The sequence below is a fragment of the Roseomonas sp. HF4 genome, assembly GCF_005222755.1.
In the GTDB taxonomy this organism is placed as follows: domain Bacteria; phylum Pseudomonadota; class Alphaproteobacteria; order Acetobacterales; family Acetobacteraceae; genus Neoroseomonas.
This window is the reverse complement of sequence record NZ_STGD01000005.1, coordinates 72372-87851: the sequence shown is the minus strand read 5'-3', so window position 1 is coordinate 87851 and position 15480 is coordinate 72372. Positions and strand designations below refer to the sequence as shown.

Below are 15480 nucleotides of genomic sequence, written 5' to 3'. Positions count from 1 at the left end.
AAAAGGAATATCCAGGGCCAGCCCAGGAGATTCCCCATGCGCGCTGCCCTGCCTGCCCTTGCGCTGCTCGTGCTTCTGCCCGCCTGCCGCGACGCCGCGCCGCAGGCCGCGGCGCCCGAGCCGCCCAAGCCCGTCCAGGTGGCCGAGGTCCGCTTCGCCCCCGCCGAGCAGCCCCGCGCCTTCGCCGGCGTGGTGAAGGCGCGGCGGGAGGCGGACATCGCCTTCCGCGCCGGCGGGCGCATCGCGGTCCGGCTGGTCGATGTCGGCGCAACCGTCACGGCCGGGCAGGAACTCGCGCGCCTCGACCCCGCCGACCTCGCGCTCGCCGTCCGCGCCGCCGAGGCAGACCTCGCGGCCGCGGAATCGGAAGCCCGCCGCGCCGTCGCCGATGCCGGGCGGTCGCGCACGCTGCGTGCCGCCGGCCATGTCTCCGCCGCCTATGACGAGCAGCGCCAGGCCGCCGCCAGCGGCGCCGAGGAACGCGCAGCCGCCACCCGCGCCGCGCTCGAGCTTGCCCGGAACAGGCTCGAGCACTGCATCCTGCGTGCGCCGGCCGACGGTGTCGTGACCGCCCTGATCGCCGAGGCCGGCCAGGTGGTGGCCGAGGGCCAGCCCGTGCTCCGCATGGCCGACCCGGCCGAACGGGAACTGATGGTCCAGGTGCCCGAGGGCGCCTTGCCAGGCCTGGCCGCCGCGCGCGCCGAGGCGGTGCTCTGGGCGCGGCCCGGCGAGCCCGTCGCCGCGATGCTGCGCGAAGTGGCGCCGCAGGCCGACCCGATGCTGCGCACCTACGCCGCCCGCTTCGCCCTGCCGGCGGCTCCCGCCTGGGCCGCGCTCGGCATGACCGGCACGATCCGCCTGACGGCCGAGAGCGCGCCGGTCGCGACCCTGCCCGTCTCCGCCCTGCACGACCGCGGGCAGGGGCCGATGGTCTGGAAGGTGGAGGGCAACCGTGTCGTCGCCGTGCCGGTCGAGGTCGCGCATCTCGGCGAGACGCGGGTCGCGCTACGCGGCCCGATCGCCGAGGGCGACCGCATCGTGGCGCTCGGCCCGCAGCTGCTCGACCCCGCTTCGACCGTGCGCGTGGTGCAGTCCCGCGCCCTCGCCACGCTCCGCTGAGGCGCCGCCGCCATGGGCTTCAACCTGTCCGACTGGGGCGTGCGCAATGGCGCGCTGACGCTCTTCCTCATCGTCATGCTCGGCGCGGCCGGGGCCATGGCCTATCTCCGCCTCGGCCGCGCGGAGGATCCGGGCTTCACCCTCAAGGTGATGGTCGTGACCGCGCAATGGCCCGGCGCGACGGCCGAGGAGATGCAGCGCCACGTCGCCGACCCGATCGAGGGCCGGCTGCAGGACCTGCCGCATCTCGACCGAGTCGAAACCTTCACGCGGCCAGGCCAGGCGGTGATGACCGTGGTGCTGCGCGACACCACGCCGCCGCGCGAGGTGCAGGGCCTCTGGTACCAGGTGCGCAAGAAGGTGGGCGACATCCGCCACACCCTGCCGGCCGGCGTGCAGGGGCCCCTCTTCGACGACGAGTATTCCGACGTCTGGTCCGCGATCTACGCCGTGACCGGCGCCGACAACGCCGAGATGGTCCGCCAGGCGGAGCGCCTGCGCGCCCGGCTGCTGCGCGTGCCGGGCGTCGACAAGGTGAAGATTTTCGGCGAACAGCCGCAGCGCATCCATGTCGAGGTGGCGCATGCGCGCCTCGCCTCGCTCGGCCTGCAGCCGCAGGCGATCCTGGACGCGCTGGCGCGCCACAACCCGGTGGCGCCCGCCGGCGTGGTGGAGGGCGCCTCGACGCGGCTGCACCTGCGCGTCGACGGTGGCTTCGACGGGCTGGCCGCCATCAGGGACGTGCCGGTCGCGGCCGGCGGGCGCTCGCTCCGCCTGGGCGACATCGCCGAGGTGACGCGCGGCTTCGCCGACCCGCCGGCCACCGGCATCCGCCAGGGCGGCCGGCCGGCCGTGCTGCTCGCGGTGGGCAAGCAGCCGGGGGTCAATGTCGTGACGCTCGGCCGCGACCTCGCCGCCGCGATGGAGGCGGCCCGGCGCGTCACGCCGCTCGGCGTCGAGGTGACGCAGATCGTCGACCAGGCGCAGGTGGTCGAGGAGAGCGTCTCGGAGTTCCTGCTGAAATTCGCCGCGGCGCTGGGCGTCGTGATGGTGGTGTCGTTCCTTTCGCTCGGCTTCCGTGCGGGCGTCATCGTGGCGCTGTCGGTGCCGCTCACGCTCGCCATCGTCTTCCTGGTGATGCTGGGGGCGGGGATGGAGCTCGAGCGCGTGACGCTCGGCGCGCTGATCCTCTCGCTCGGCCTGCTGGTCGACGATGCGATCATCGCCATCGAGGCGATGGTGGTGAAGCTGGAGGAAGGCTGGAGCCGTGCTAAGGCCGCGACCTTCGCCTGGACCTCCACCGCGGGGCCGATGCTCTCGGGCACGCTGGTCACGGTGGCGGGCTTCCTGCCCGTGGGCTTCGCGCGGTCGACCGCGGGCGAATACGCGGGCGGCATCTTCTGGGTGGTGGGCATCGCGCTCATCGCATCCTGGCTGGTGGCGGTGCTGTTCACGCCCTGGCTCGGGGTGAAGCTGCTGCCGGCGCCGCGCGGCCGCGCGCACCATGCCGCCTACGATGGGCGCGGCTATCGCGCGCTCCGGCGCGTGGTCGGCTGGGCGGTGGACCATCGGCTCGTGGTGATCGGCACGACGCTGCTGATGCTGGTGGCTGGCTTCGTTGCCATGGGCGCGACGCGCAAGCAGTTCTTCCCGACCTCCGCGCGGCTCGAGTTGCTGGTCGACGTGACACTGCGCCAGGGCGCGGGCCACGCCGCGACGCTCGACGCCGCGCGGCGGATCGAGGCGGCGCTGGAGGGCGACCCGGATGCGCGGCTGGTCACGACCTATCTCGGGCAGGGGAGCCCGCGCTTCTTCCTCGCGCTCAATCCCGACCTGCCGAACGAGGCCTTCGCCAAGCTGGTGGTCCAGGCGCCGGACGTGCCGGCGCGCGAACGCCTGCGCGCGCGCATCATCGCGCTGGCGGAGGAGGGGTTGGTGCCGGAGGCGCGCGTGCGCGTCTCGCGCCTCGATTTCGGCCCACCGGTCGGCTACCCGGTGCAGTTCCGCATCCATGGCGACGACCCCGCCGAGCTGCGCGCCGTGGCCGAGCAGGTGCTGGCCGTGATGCGCGCCACGCCGGGCACGCGGGATCCCTCGGTCTCCTGGGGCGAGCGGGCGCCGAACCTTCGGCTCGAACTCGACCGCGCACGCGTCGCGGAACTGGGCCTCTCGCCGGCGCAGGTCGCGTCGTCGCTGCAATTGCTGCTGACCGGCGTGACCGCGACGCAGCATCGGGAAGGCAACCGCATGGTCGATGTCGTGCTGCGCGCGCCCGCCAACGAGCGCCTGACGACCGAGACGCTGGCCGACCTTTCGCTCGGCACGCCGGCCGGGCCCGTGCCGCTGTCGCAGGTCGCGCGGCTGGTGCCGGAGGCGGAGGAACCCATCCTATTCCGCCGCAACCGCGAGGCTTACATCACCGTGCGCGCCGATGTGCTGGCCGGGCTGCAGGCGCCGGACGTCTCGGCGGCCGTCGCCGCGCGGCTCGGACCCGTGGCCGCGGCGCTGCCGGTCGGCCTGCGCATCGAGCCTGGCGGCGCGGCCGAGGAATCCGGCAAGGCCAATGCCGCGCTCTTCGCGATGTTCCCGCTGATGGTGGCCGCGATGCTGGTGCTGCTGATGGCGCAGCTGCGGCATTTCGGGCGCACGGCGCTGGTCTTCGCCACCGCGCCGCTCGGCATCCCGGGCGCGGCCTTCGCGCTGCTGGCGATGGGCGCGCCCTTCGGCTTCGTCGCGCTGCTCGGCGTGATCGCGCTGGCGGGGATGGTGATGCGCAACACGCAGATCCTGGTCGACCAGGTGCGCCAGGACCTGGAAGCGGGGCTCAAGCTGCGCGCCGCCATCATCGAGAGCACCGTACGCCGCACCAGGCCCGTGCTGCTGACGGCGCTCGCGGCCGTGCTCGCCTTCGTGCCGCTGACGCTCTCGGTCTTCTGGGGGCCGATGGCGATCGCGATGATCGGTGGGCTCACGCTCGCGACCCTCGCCACCCTGTTCGTCGTGCCGGCGATGTACGCGCTCGCGCTGCCCTGGCGGCGGCGGGCCGAGGCGCGGGGCGGCCTCGCCCTGGCGCCGGCGGAATAGCGCGCCATGCCGCTTGTCATGTCCGCCCCCGGCGTCGCCGCGTCGCGCATTCCCATCCTGGCCGCGGCATCCTTCGCGACGGCCACGCAGTCCTTCGTCTTCGCCGGCCTGCTGGCGGAGATGGCGGCGGACCTCGCGGTGCCGTTGGCGAGCGCAGGGCAGCTCGCGACCGCCTTCGCGCTCGCCTTCGGGCTGTCGGCGCCCGTCGTCGCCGCGCTGCTCGCGGGGCGGGAGCGGCGGGCGGTCATGGTCGGGGCGTTGCTGGTGCTGGCGGCGCTCAACCTGGCGATCGTGGCGGTGGCGTCCTTCCCGGCGCTCCTCGCGCTCAGGATCGCGGCCGGGGTGGCTGCGGCCGGCGTGCTGCCGGCCGCGACCGCAACCGCCGTCGCGCTCGCACCGCCCGAGCAGCGCGGGCGGGCGGTCGCGCTGGTGGTGGGCGGCACGACGCTCGCGTTCCTGCTCGGCATTCCCTTCGGCTCGGTCGTGGGGGACGTGTTCGGCTGGCGCGGCTGCTTCGCCTTCGCGGCCGGGATCGCACTGCTGGCGGCGGCGGCGATCCGCGCCATGGTGCCGCGCGTGCCCGGCGATGCCGGCGGTGCCGCCGGCGGCGTCGCGGCGCTGCGCATTCCGGGCGTCGCGGGCACGCTGGCGCTCAATTTCGCGGCCTTCGCGGCCGTCTTCTCGGTCGCGGCCTATATCGGGCCGATCACCACCGCGGTCTCCGGGCTGACCGGCAGCGGCGTGGCGGCGATGCAGGCGCTGGTCGGCGTCGCCTCGCTGGCCGCGCTGCCGCTCGGCGCGCGCCTGGCCGACCGTGGCCACCGGGCCGCGCGCCTGCTGCCGGCCGGAGCGTTCGGCGCCAACCTGCTGCAGGTCGGGCTTCTGGCCGGGATCGCGGCGGGCAGCCTGCTGGCGCCGGCGCTGCAGGCGGTGGCGGTGCTGGTCTCGGCAGGGTCGCTCTTTGCCCTCGGCCCGGTGCTGGGCGCGCGGCTCGCCATGCTGGCGCCGGCGGCGCGCGGCTTCGTCATGGCGTGCAATTCCTCGGCGATCTTCCTGGGCCAGGCGGCCGGCGCGGCGCTGGGGGGACTCGGCATCGCGCTGGGCGGGCTGGGCGGCGCGGGCCTCGCGGGTGCCGCGGCCGCGCTGGCGGCGATGTGGCTGGCGCGCGGCCTTGGGCGGTCACCGGCTTCCTGATCCCGGCGGAATCCGGTGTAGGCTCTCGTCGTGGGAGGCCTGCGGTGGAAGGCGGGCCCGGTGGGAGAGGGGACCGCGATGCTTGGCCTGATGCAGGACTGGCCGCTGCTGATGCACACCGTGCTGGACCATGCCGCGATCCAGCATCCGAGGCGCGACGTCGTATCGCGCTCGGTCGAGGGCCCCTTCCACCGCACCGACTACGCGACCATCCGCGCGCGGGCGCTGCGCGTGGCCCAACGCCTGGGCCGCGACGGCATCCGGCAGGGCGACCGCGTCGCGACACTGGCCTGGAACACCTGGCGGCACCTGGAAGCCTGGTACGGCATCGCCGGCGCGGGCGCGGTCTGCCACACGGTCAATCCGCGGCTTTTCCCGGAGCAGATCGCCTGGATCATGAATCACGCGGGCAGCCGGATCCTGATGCTCGACCTGACCTTCGTGCCGCTGGTCGAGGCGCTGGCCGCGAAGCTGCCGCATGTCGAGCGCTACGTGATCCTGACCGACGCCGCGCACATGCCCGCGACCGCTCTGCCCGGCGCCGTCGCCTACGAGGACTGGATCGCCGAGGTGGATGGCGACTTCGCCTGGGCCCGGGTGGACGAGCAGTCGGCGGCCGGCCTCTGCTACACCTCCGGCACCACGGGCGACCCGAAGGGCGTGGTCTATTCGCATCGGTCGAACGTGATCCACGCCATGGTGTGCAACCAGGTGGACGCCTTCGGCCTGGGCGCCGCGGACCGCGTCATGCCCGTCGTGCCGATGTTCCATGCCAATGGCTGGGCGCTGTCGCTCTGCGCGCCGATGGTCGGCGCGGCGCTGGTGATGCCCGGCGCCAAGCTCGACGGCGCCTCGGTCCATGAGGTGATCGAGCGGGAGCGGGTCAACTTCTCCGCCGCCGTGCCCACGGTCTGGATGATGCTGCTGCAGCACCTGGAGGCGACGGGATCGCGCGTCGACACGATGGACCGCGTCGCGATCGGCGGGTCCGCCTGCCCGCCGGCGGTGACCAGGGCCTACCAGGAGAAGTACGGCGTGCGCGTCATCCACGCCTGGGGAATGACCGAGATGTCGCCCGTCGGCACGCTGTTCGCGGTGAAGCCCGAGGTCGCGCACCTGGCCGGGGAGGAGATGCTCCGCCTGCAGGCCAAGCAGGGCACGCCGCCCTACACGGTCGAGATGAAGATCACCGACGACGAGGGCCGCGAACTGCCCTGGGACGGCAGCACCTACGGCCGGCTGAAGGTGAAGGGCCCCGCCGTCTCCCGCCGCTACTTCCGGCGGGAGGAGGAGGAGATCCTGGACGCGCAGGGCTTCTTCGACACCGGCGACGTCGTGACCATCGACGAGAACGGCTACATGGAGATCACCGATCGCTCGAAGGACGTGATCAAGTCCGGCGGCGAGTGGATCTCCTCGATCGCGCTCGAGAACGCGGCGGTGGGCTATCCCGGCGTGGCGGAGGCCGCCGTCGTCGCGATGGCCGACCCGAAATGGGACGAGCGGCCGCTGCTGATCCTGGTGATGAAGCCAGGCGTGCTCTCGCCCTCGCTCGACCAGATGCGGGAGTTCCTGGCGGACAAGGTCGCGAAGTGGTGGCTGCCCGACGACCTCGTGGTGCTGGACGAGATCCCGCACACCGCGACCGGCAAGATCCTGAAGACCAGGCTGCGGGAGATGTTCAAGGACCATCGGCGCATTTCATGACGCCTGTCCGGCCCGAGGCGCGCCCTCGGGCCGGGAACGCAAGGCGCGACGGCGCCTGACGCCCTATGGAAACAGGCTCCAGAACATCCTGAGGCTCGTGATCGCAAGGAACACCGCGAAGGCCCGCTTCAGCCAAAGCGGCGGGATTGTGTGCGCGAGCTTCACCCCCCAGGGCGTCGCCAGGATCGAGGCCGGCGCGATCAGCGCGAAGCCGATCAGGTTGACGTAGCCGAGGGAGAAGGGCGGCGTCAGCGGGTCCGACCAGCCGCCCCAGACGAAGCCGATCGTGGCCGGGATCGAGATGATGAGCCCGAAGGCCGACGAGGTGGCGACCGCCGCGCGGATCTGGTGCCCGAACATGGACAGGATGGGCACGCCAAGCGTCCCGCCGCCGATCCCCATCATGGCGCTGACCGACCCGATGCCGATGCCGAGCGCCTGGCGCGGCGGGCCGGCCGGCACGCTGTCGGTGATTTTGAAGTCGACGCCGGTGAAGCCCATGTTCAGCGCCACCAGCAACGCCACCATGGCGAACACCGCCGTCAGCCCCTCGCCCCGCACATAGACCGCGAGGAAGGTGCCGAGCGCGACGCCCGCCAGCATCGAGGGCCAGATCGAGCGCAGCAGCGCCACGTCCATCATGCCCGTTGCGCGGTGCTTGCGCGCCGACTGGATGGAGGTCGGGATGATGGTCGCGAGCGAAGTCGCGACGGCGACCTTCATCTGCACCGCCTCGGGCACGCCGAACAGCGGGAAGACGTTGAACAGCAGTGGCACGATGACGATGCCGCCGCCCACGCCGAGCAGCCCCGCCAGCAGGCCCGAGACCAGCCCCGTGGCAGCCATGGCGGCGGCGAGCCCCGCGATCCAGAGCGGGTCGTTCAGATGTTCCATGGGCGGCCTTGTCCGGGATGGGCGGCAGGGGAGGGGCGTGGCATACACAAGGCCCACCGCACCGTCACCCCGCCTTGTCCTTCGTCACCGACCCCTGGTTCTACGCCCTCGCGATCCCGGCCGTGCTGGTCACGGGCATCAGCAAGGGCGGCTTCGCCTCGGGCGCGGGCAACCTGCTCGTGCCCATGATGGCGCTGTCCGTCCCCGCCCCGGTCGCGGCGGGAATCGCGCTGCCGCTGCTCTGCGCCATGGATGTCTCGGGGCTGCGCGCCTGGTGGGGCAAGTGGGACAAGCGGGAGATGCGCGTGCTGGTGCCCGGCGCGCTGCTCGGGATCCTGGCGGGCAGCCTGGTCTTCGGCTTCATGTCGGACCGCGCCATCCGCGCCATGGTCGGCATCACGACGCTGCTGTTCCTGGCGCGCACGCTCTGGCTCGCGCGGCACCGCACGACGCCCGCGCCGGCGCCGCATAACCCGCTGAAGGGCGCGATCTGCGCGGCCGGGTCGGGCTTCACCTCGACCATCGCGCATGCGGGGTCGCCGCCGCTCGCGATCTACCTCTATCCGCGCCGGCTCGACCGGCAGGTGATGGCGGCGACGACGGTCGTCTTCTTCGGCATCGTCAACTACGTGAAACTGGTGCCCTATTTCTTCCTGGGGAACCTGTCGGTGGGCAACCTCTCGACGAGCCTCGTGCTGCTGCCGCTGGCGCCGGTCGGCGTCTATCTCGGCATCTGGATGCAGAAGCACGTCTCGGATGCCTTGTTCTACCGGCTGCTCTACGTTCTGCTTCTTGTGACCGGCGTGAAGCTGACCTGGGACGGGGTGATGGGATGAGCGGGCCGCGGATGCTCGGCGTGCTGGGCGGCATGGGGCCGCTGGCGGGCGCCACCTTCATGCAGCGCCTGACGCTGCTGACGCCCGCCGCGCGGGATCAGGAGCACATCCCAGCGATCCTCTGGTCCGACCCCCGCGTGCCGGACCGCACGGCCGCGCGCCTGGCGGGCGGGGAGGACCCGCTGCCCTGGCTGATGCGTGGCATCCGGGGGCTGGAGGCCGCGGGCTGCGGGGCCGTCGCCATCCCGTGCAATACCGCCCATGGCTGGTTCGACGCCATGCAGGGCGCGACGCGCCTGCCGATCCTGCACATCGTCGAGGCGGCGGCGGACGACCTGCTGCGGCTTGGCGTCGGCGCCGGGCGGATCGGCCTTCTGGCGACCAAGGGCACGCTGGCGATGCGTCTCTATCAGGAAAGGCTCGAAGGCCGCGGCTACGACTGCCTCGTGCCGGAGGAGGCGGAGATGGACCGCATCGTGATGCCGGCCATCGACCGCGTGAAGGCGAACCGCGTGGCGGAGGCCTACGCACCGCTCGCGGAGAGCGCGGCGCGGCTGATGGCGCGCGGCGCCCGCGCCGTCGTGCTCGGCTGCACCGAGATCCCGCTCGGCATCGCGGCCGGCCCCGCGCTGCCCTTTCCCGTGGCGGACACGATCGATGCGCTGGCGCGGGCCGCCGTCGCCTGGGCCAAGCCGGCGGGCTGAGGGCGTTCGAGGGCAATATGCGATCAGATGATTCCATCTGACCGGATATTGCTCTCGTGCAGCCGGCCTCGCCTTGCCATCGCCGGCGATGCGCCTGCGCGGCTTACGACAGGTCCGCGCACGCCGCTGTCAGCCCATGTTCTGGCGCGTGATCCAGGCCATGGCGACATTGTCGCGGAACGCCGCCCGGTCGACCGCCTTCATGAACGAGTCGCTCATGTGCGCGTTCAGGATGTTCATGCCGACATGCGGCAGCGTGATGAGCGGGCCGATATGCCGCCCGGGGGCGCGGCTCACGGGGTCCCAGTTGACCCGCAGGTTGACCCCCTTCTTGAAGCGGTGGGCCGCAGGAGTGTTCGCCAGGGCGCGCCCCGCCGGCGGCGCATTGTAGGTGATGAACGGCATGTCGCAGACCACGCCTACAACCTGCGCGAGGAACCCACCCAGGGAATGCCCGGTCACCATGATGAAGGCCCTGGGGTAGGCCGCCTTCATGCTCCTGGCGTACTCGATGCAGTCATGCGCGCGGTCGACCTCGGTGTTCATCCCGATCTGGACGTCGTCGACCTTCCAGTCCTTGGCGCCCTTGGATCCGCGGAAGCTCAGGATGTACTGGTCCGCGCCGTTGCTGAAGCGGTAGAAGCCGGCCGAGCCGCCCCCGCCATCCTTTATGTCGCCCGTCTTCTTGTCGGTCTTCCACCCGAGGCGGTCGTCGTTCTTCGGGTCGAAGAAGCCGCCAAGTTGAACGCCGCCCGGGAAATCATTGTTCTTGTAGATTGCCTTGGCGGCTTCCGCGGTGTGCTTGACCGTGATGTGCGACATATCGCCCTCGACCTTGTTCGAATTGTAGGAAACGAGAGCGGAACAATAGGGTGCGATCCTGCATCTGGATAGGCGAGCCGGCCACGAGGCATGAAGCGCTTCACGTCATGGCGCGGCCACGCCTGCTCAGTCGCAGCGGCACCCGTCGGTCGGGCCGGTTTCGCCACGCACGATGTGATGGTCCAGCCATTCCGCCACCAGGCGCCGCGCCTCGCTGGCGGAGGCCTCCGGATGATGGATCCGGTAGAGCGCCGTGCAGGCGCCGAAGGCGCTGAAATCCCCGGTGCCCTGTTCCCGCAATTCGCGATAGGCGGTCACAACGGCGCGTTCGCAGCGGCGCGCGATGTGGCTGAAATCCCGGCCCATGGCCGCACCCTCCGAGGCCTCAATTGCGAATCACTCGCAAATCATGGGTAGGGTAACGACACCTGAACCCGCGTTCAAGTGTCGTGGCCCGGTCACGCCTTCGCCACGGCCTCGGCGATCGCCTTTCCCACATCGACCGTCCCCGCCTGCCCGCCCATGTCGCGCGTGCGCGGGCCGCCTTCCGCCAGCAGACGCTCGATGGTGGCGACGATGCAGTCCGCCGCCGCTTTTTCCCCCAGGTGCTCGAGCATCATCGCGCCCGACCAGATCTGCCCGATGGGATTCGCGATCCACTTGCCTGCGATGTCGGGCGCCGAACCGTGCACCGGTTCGAACATGCTGGGCGCGGTCTTCTCGGGGTTGATGTTGGCGCTCGCCGCGATGCCGATCGATCCCGCCACCGCCGGCCCCAGGTCCGACAGGATATCGCCGAACAGGTTCGAGCCCACCACCACGTCGAACCAGTCCGGGTGCTGCACGAAATGCGCGCAGAGGATGTCGATGTGGAACTGGTCCGTCGTGACCTCGGGGTAGTGCTTTGCCATCTCCGCGAAGCGCTCGTCCCAATAGGGCATGGTGAAGGTTATGCCGTTGGACTTGGTGGCGGAGGTCACCTTCCGCCGCTTGCGCGTCATGGCCAGTTCGAAGGCGTATTTCATGATCCGGTCGCAGCCGATGCGCGTGAGCACGGTCTGCTGGGAGACGAATTCCCGGTCGGTGCCGGGGAACATCTTGCCGCCGATGGAGGAATACTCGCCCTCGGTATTCTCGCGCACCACGTAGAAGTCGATGTCCTCCGGCCCGCGGCCGGCGAGCGGCGACTTCGACCCGGGCAGCAGCTTGCACGGGCGCAGGCTGACATACTGGTCGAACTGCCGCCGGATCGGGATCAGCAGGCCCCACAGCGAGACATGGTCCGGCACCCCCGGCCAGCCCACGGCACCGAGGAAGATGCTGTCGCTGTCGCGCAGCCGGTCCATGCCGTCGTCGGGCATCATCTTGCCGGTCTGGGCGTAGGTCTCGCAGGACCAATCGTAATGCGTCAGTTCGAGATCGAACCCGAAGCGCCGCGCGGCGGCATCGAGCACGCGCAACCCCTCGGGCGTGGTTTCCTTGCCGATGCCATCGCCGGGGATGACGGCGATGCGGTGCTTGCGGCCTGCCATGATGCGCCTCCTGGAACGGCGCGCACCCTAAGGGGGCGCGGGCGGAGCGCAAGATGGCGCCGTCAGGGCCGGGCATTGCCGTGCCACTCGGTGCCCCGGAGGGTCCCCGGCGTCCGGGCCACGCGTTCCATCGGCAGGGCAGGGTCGACTTCGCGCAGATCCGTGCGGAGCACGTCCCGATGACCCATGCCCAGGACAGCCGTTCCTGGGAGGCCGCGCCCTGCCGCGCATTGGCCGGCCGGTCAGGGTGCGAGGTAGGTCCAGACCGCGACGGCACCGAACCAGGCCCCGTCCCGCCCGGGACGGCAGGGCGCCACGGCATGGCCCCAGACGCTGTAGTCGGTGACCACCTCGCCCACGAAGTCGAAGCGGTGCAGCAGCGGCTGCTGCACGACGCGGCCGCTGGCCGGGTCGCGCGCCTCCGCCAGCCGGTGCAGCCACAGCCAGGCGATGGCGATGCGGGACGGCGCATCTGCCGGCGTGCCGTCCGGGCGCGCCACCTCCACCCGCACGAAGGGCGCGGCGGGGCGGTGCAGCGGCGCCCCGCGCGCATCATGCGCGGCGACATAGACCGTGATGAGCTGCGCGGTGGACTGCAGTTCGCCCTTGGCATCGAGGCGCAGCACCTGGTCGTAGAAGGTGCGCAGCCCCTCCGAGAGGTCGAGCGGCGGCGAGACCGCGAGCGAGAGCGCGCGCGACTGGCCCGCCACCTGCGCGGTGCGCGCGGCGCATTGCTCGGCGCTGGCGCCCTCGACCGCGACGGTGGTGATGTCGATGAGGTCCGCGGCCCCGCGCGCGCCGGCCGGGACCGCACCCGCCGACAGCCCGAGAAGCGCCAGCAGGACGGTCGCCGCCCTGCACGCGCGGCCGTTGGCGTGCCCGCGCGTCACAGGCCTGCCCGCATCCGCCCGGGATTGAGGATGCCCGCCGGGTCCAGCGTTGCCTTCACGCGCCGGCCGATGGCCGCGAGCGGCGCCGCTTCCTCCGGCAGCACCGCCACCGAAAGGCGCAGCGCCTCGGGCGCGCGGAACAGCGTGCAGGTGCCGCCCGCGGCGGCTGCCGCCGCGGCGATCGCGCCATGCGCTTCCGCGCTCGCCGGTCCGGCCACCCAGGCGAGCCCGCCGCCCCAGTCGAGGAAGGCGCGGCCCCCGATCGCCTGCGCCGCCCCGACCATCCGGGGCCCGGCCGAGGGCCGAACGGAGACGCGCCAGACCGCTTCCTCCGGCGCCGCGCCGAGCGGCAGCGCATCGCGGACCGCGGCCCAGAATGCTCGGGATTCCGCGGCATCGGTCATCCGCACCTCGCCATGCGCCGCCAGGTCCTGCGCCAGGCGCGCGGTGCGGTAGGCGACGGAGGGCGCGAAATCCTCGATGCGCAGGAAGGCCACGGTGTGCGCCGGGCCGCCCGGGCTCGCGCCGGCCGGGACCAGCGCCGCGCCCGAAACGCCGTAGGGGCTGCCGAGCCCCGCGCTCAGCGCCTTCAGCCCCGCCGCGAGGTCCGCCACGCGCACGCCGATCGTCGCCTGGCTCTCGGGTGCCGGCAGCACCTTGAGCGTGACCTCGGTCAGGACGCCGAGCGTGCCGTAGGAGCCCGCGAGCAGCTTGCAGAGATCGAGCCCGGTGACGTTCTTCAGCACCCGCCCGCCCGACCGCAGCACCTCCCCTTGGCCGTTCACGAAGCGAACGCCGAGCACGTGGTCGCGCATCGCCCCCCAGGCGATGCGGCGCGGGCCCGACAGGTTGGCCGCGACGATGCCGCCGATCGTGGCCGCGCGGTCCGTGCCGAAGATCGCCCGCGTGTCGGGCGGCTCGGCGATCAGGTGCTGGCCCTTCTCGGCCAGCGCCGCCTCGATCTCGGGCAGCGGCGTGCCGGCGCGGGCGGAGATGACGAGCTCCGACGGCCGATACAGCGTGATGCCCGACAGGTTGCGCGTGGACAGCGTGCGCGCCGCCTGCACGGGCCGCAGCAGGCCGCGCTTCGATCCGTTGCCCTCCACCGCGAGCGGTTCGCGCGCCGCATGGGCGGCCGCGACGGCGCCGGCGAGGCCGGCCTCGTCGGCGGGCGCCAGGACCTCGCTCATTCGGCGGCGAGCGGCACCGGCGCGCCCTCCAGCGGGAAGACCTTGGACGGGTTCAGCAGCCATTGCGGGTCGAAGGCGGTCTTGATCGCGCGCTGCTGGTCGAGCTCGCGCGCGGTGAACTGCACGGTCATCAGGTCGCGCTTCTCGACGCCCACGCCGTGTTCCCCGGTCAGACAGCCGCCGACCTCGACGCAGAGCTTCAGGATGTCCCCGCCGAAGGCCTCGGCGCGGCGGAAGCTGTCGGGGTCGTTGGCGTCGAACATGATCAGCGGATGCAGGTTGCCGTCGCCGGCATGGAATACGTTCGCGACCTTGAGGTCGTATTGCGTGCTCATCTCCCCGATGCGCTTCAGCACGAAGGGCAGCTCGCTGGTCGGGATGGTGCCGTCCATGCAGAGGTAGTCGGGGCTGATGCGCCCCACGGCACCGAAGGCGCCCTTGCGGCCCTTCCAGATCGCGAGGGACTGCTCCGGGCTCTCGGCCACCTTCAGGCTGATCGGGTCGAAGCGTTCGCAGATCGCCTTGATGCGGTTCAGCAGGTCGTCCTGTTCGGCGACGCTGCCCTCGACCTCGATGATGAGCATCGCCTCCGCATCCAGCGGGTAGCCGGCATGGGCGAAGGCCTCGCAGGCATGGATGCAGGGCTTGTCCATGAATTCGAGCGCCACGGGGATGATGCCGGATCCGATGATGGCGTCGACCGCCGCCCCCGCGATCTCGGTGCCCTTGAAGGCGGCGAGCATGGCGCGCGCGCCTTCCGGTCCGCGCAGGATGCGCACCGTCACTTCGGTGACCAGGCCGAGCTGCCCCTCGCTGCCGGTGATGAGCCCGAGCCAGTCGTAGCCCGCGGCATCGAGATGGGTGCCGCCGATGTCGATGACCTCGCCCTCGATCGTGACGAACTTCACGCCGAGCAGGTTGTTCGCGGTGACGCCGTATTTCAGGCAATGCGCGCCGCCGGAATTCATCATCACGTTGCCGCCGATCATGCAGGCGAGCTGCGACGAGGGATCGGGCGCGTAGAAGAAGCCGTCGCCCGCGACGGCGTTGGTGATGCCGATGTTGGTGACGCCGGCCTCGACCACGGCGAAGCGGTCGTCGAGGTCGATCTCCAGGATGCGATTCATGCGCATCAGCCCGATCACGACGGCATCGGCCAGCGGCAGCGCGCCGCCCGACAGCGACGTGCCGGCGCCGCGCGGGACGACCCGCACGCCGTTCTCATGGCAATAGCGCAGGATCGCGGCGACCTCGTCCGTCGTGCGGGGCAGGACGACGGCAAGCGGGACCTGGCGGTAGGCGGCGAGGCCGTCGGTCTCGTAGGGCTTGAGGCGCGTCGCGTCGCCGATGACGCCGTCCCCCGGCACGATGGTCCGGAGGGCCGCGACGATATCGTCCCGGCGGGCGAGGATCTCGGGCTTGGGGGCGGGCAGCGCGATCACGGCGGCGTTCCTCTCGATGCCCGGAAGATGCGCATCGCCCGCGGCCGGGGCAAGCATTGCCTCCGT

At 71.9% G+C, this 15480-nt stretch carries 13 protein-coding genes; 6 read left to right on the top strand and 7 right to left on the bottom strand.

Features of this window, described 5'->3' with window-relative positions; genetic code table 11:
- Positions 1–36 precede the first annotated feature (36 nt).
- The 4 genes from E8M80_RS09655 to E8M80_RS09640 all read left to right on the top strand — a co-directional run bounded on the left by E8M80_RS09655 (position 37) and on the right by E8M80_RS09640 (position 7104).
- Positions 37–1119: an efflux RND transporter periplasmic adaptor subunit gene (locus tag E8M80_RS09655; RefSeq protein ID WP_137125480.1), complete on the top strand. Its 1083-nt coding sequence runs from the start codon at positions 37–39 to the stop codon at positions 1117–1119.
- Between the two features lie 12 nt (positions 1120–1131).
- Positions 1132–4203 carry an efflux RND transporter permease subunit gene (locus tag E8M80_RS09650; protein ID WP_137125479.1) on the top strand — a complete coding sequence of 1024 codons (3072 nt, stop codon included), beginning with the start codon at positions 1132–1134 and terminating at the stop codon, positions 4201–4203.
- A gap of 6 nt (positions 4204–4209) precedes the next feature.
- The gene (locus E8M80_RS09645; RefSeq protein ID WP_137125478.1) at positions 4210–5397 is read left to right on the top strand and encodes an MFS transporter; all 1188 of its coding nucleotides are present in this window, start codon (positions 4210–4212) and stop codon (positions 5395–5397) included.
- Between the two features lie 90 nt (positions 5398–5487).
- A complete protein-coding gene (locus E8M80_RS09640) occupies positions 5488–7104 on the top strand; it encodes a long-chain-fatty-acid--CoA ligase (protein ID WP_240789965.1) in 1617 nt (538 codons plus the stop codon).
- 63 nt (positions 7105–7167) lie between these two features.
- Here the strand turns inward: E8M80_RS09640 and E8M80_RS09635 are convergent, their stop codons facing one another.
- Positions 7168–7998, bottom strand: a complete 831-nt coding sequence (locus tag E8M80_RS09635) for a sulfite exporter TauE/SafE family protein (protein ID WP_137125476.1) — start codon at positions 7996–7998, stop codon at positions 7168–7170.
- 74 nt (positions 7999–8072) lie between these two features.
- Between E8M80_RS09635 and E8M80_RS09630 the strand changes: the two genes are divergently transcribed.
- Positions 8073–8834, top strand: a complete 762-nt coding sequence (locus E8M80_RS09630; RefSeq protein ID WP_137125475.1) for a sulfite exporter TauE/SafE family protein — start codon at positions 8073–8075, stop codon at positions 8832–8834.
- The gene (locus tag E8M80_RS09625; RefSeq protein WP_137125474.1) at positions 8831–9538 is read left to right on the top strand and encodes an aspartate/glutamate racemase family protein; all 708 of its coding nucleotides are present in this window, start codon (positions 8831–8833) and stop codon (positions 9536–9538) included. The genes E8M80_RS09630 and E8M80_RS09625 overlap by 4 nt, the downstream gene beginning before the upstream one ends.
- 129 nt (positions 9539–9667) lie before the next feature.
- On the opposite strand, the gene E8M80_RS09620 is transcribed toward E8M80_RS09625, so the two are convergent.
- The 6 genes from E8M80_RS09620 to E8M80_RS09595 all read right to left on the bottom strand — a co-directional run bounded on the left by E8M80_RS09620 (position 9668) and on the right by E8M80_RS09595 (position 15414).
- Positions 9668–10360, bottom strand: coding sequence for an Mbeg1-like protein (locus E8M80_RS09620; RefSeq protein ID WP_137125473.1), 693 nt, complete (start codon positions 10358–10360; stop codon positions 9668–9670).
- A 126-nt stretch (positions 10361–10486) separates the two neighbouring features.
- Complete coding sequence (locus tag E8M80_RS09615; protein ID WP_137125472.1) at positions 10487–10726, bottom strand: hypothetical protein; 240 nt, start codon at positions 10724–10726, stop codon at positions 10487–10489.
- A gap of 92 nt (positions 10727–10818) precedes the next feature.
- Positions 10819–11892, bottom strand: a complete 1074-nt coding sequence (locus tag E8M80_RS09610) for a tartrate dehydrogenase (protein ID WP_137125471.1) — start codon at positions 11890–11892, stop codon at positions 10819–10821.
- 242 nt (positions 11893–12134) lie between these two features.
- Entirely contained in the window at positions 12135–12782 is a 648-nt protein-coding gene (locus tag E8M80_RS09605; protein WP_137125470.1) for a hypothetical protein, read from the bottom strand.
- Positions 12779–13972, bottom strand: coding sequence for a glycolate oxidase subunit GlcE (gene glcE / locus E8M80_RS09600; protein ID WP_137125469.1), 1194 nt, complete (start codon positions 13970–13972; stop codon positions 12779–12781). The genes E8M80_RS09605 and glcE overlap by 4 nt, the downstream gene beginning before the upstream one ends.
- On the bottom strand, positions 13969–15414 hold the full coding sequence (locus E8M80_RS09595; RefSeq protein WP_137125468.1) for an FAD-linked oxidase C-terminal domain-containing protein: 1446 nt from the start codon (positions 15412–15414) through the stop codon (positions 13969–13971). The genes glcE and E8M80_RS09595 overlap by 4 nt, the downstream gene beginning before the upstream one ends.
- Between the last annotated feature and the right edge of the window lie 66 nt (positions 15415–15480).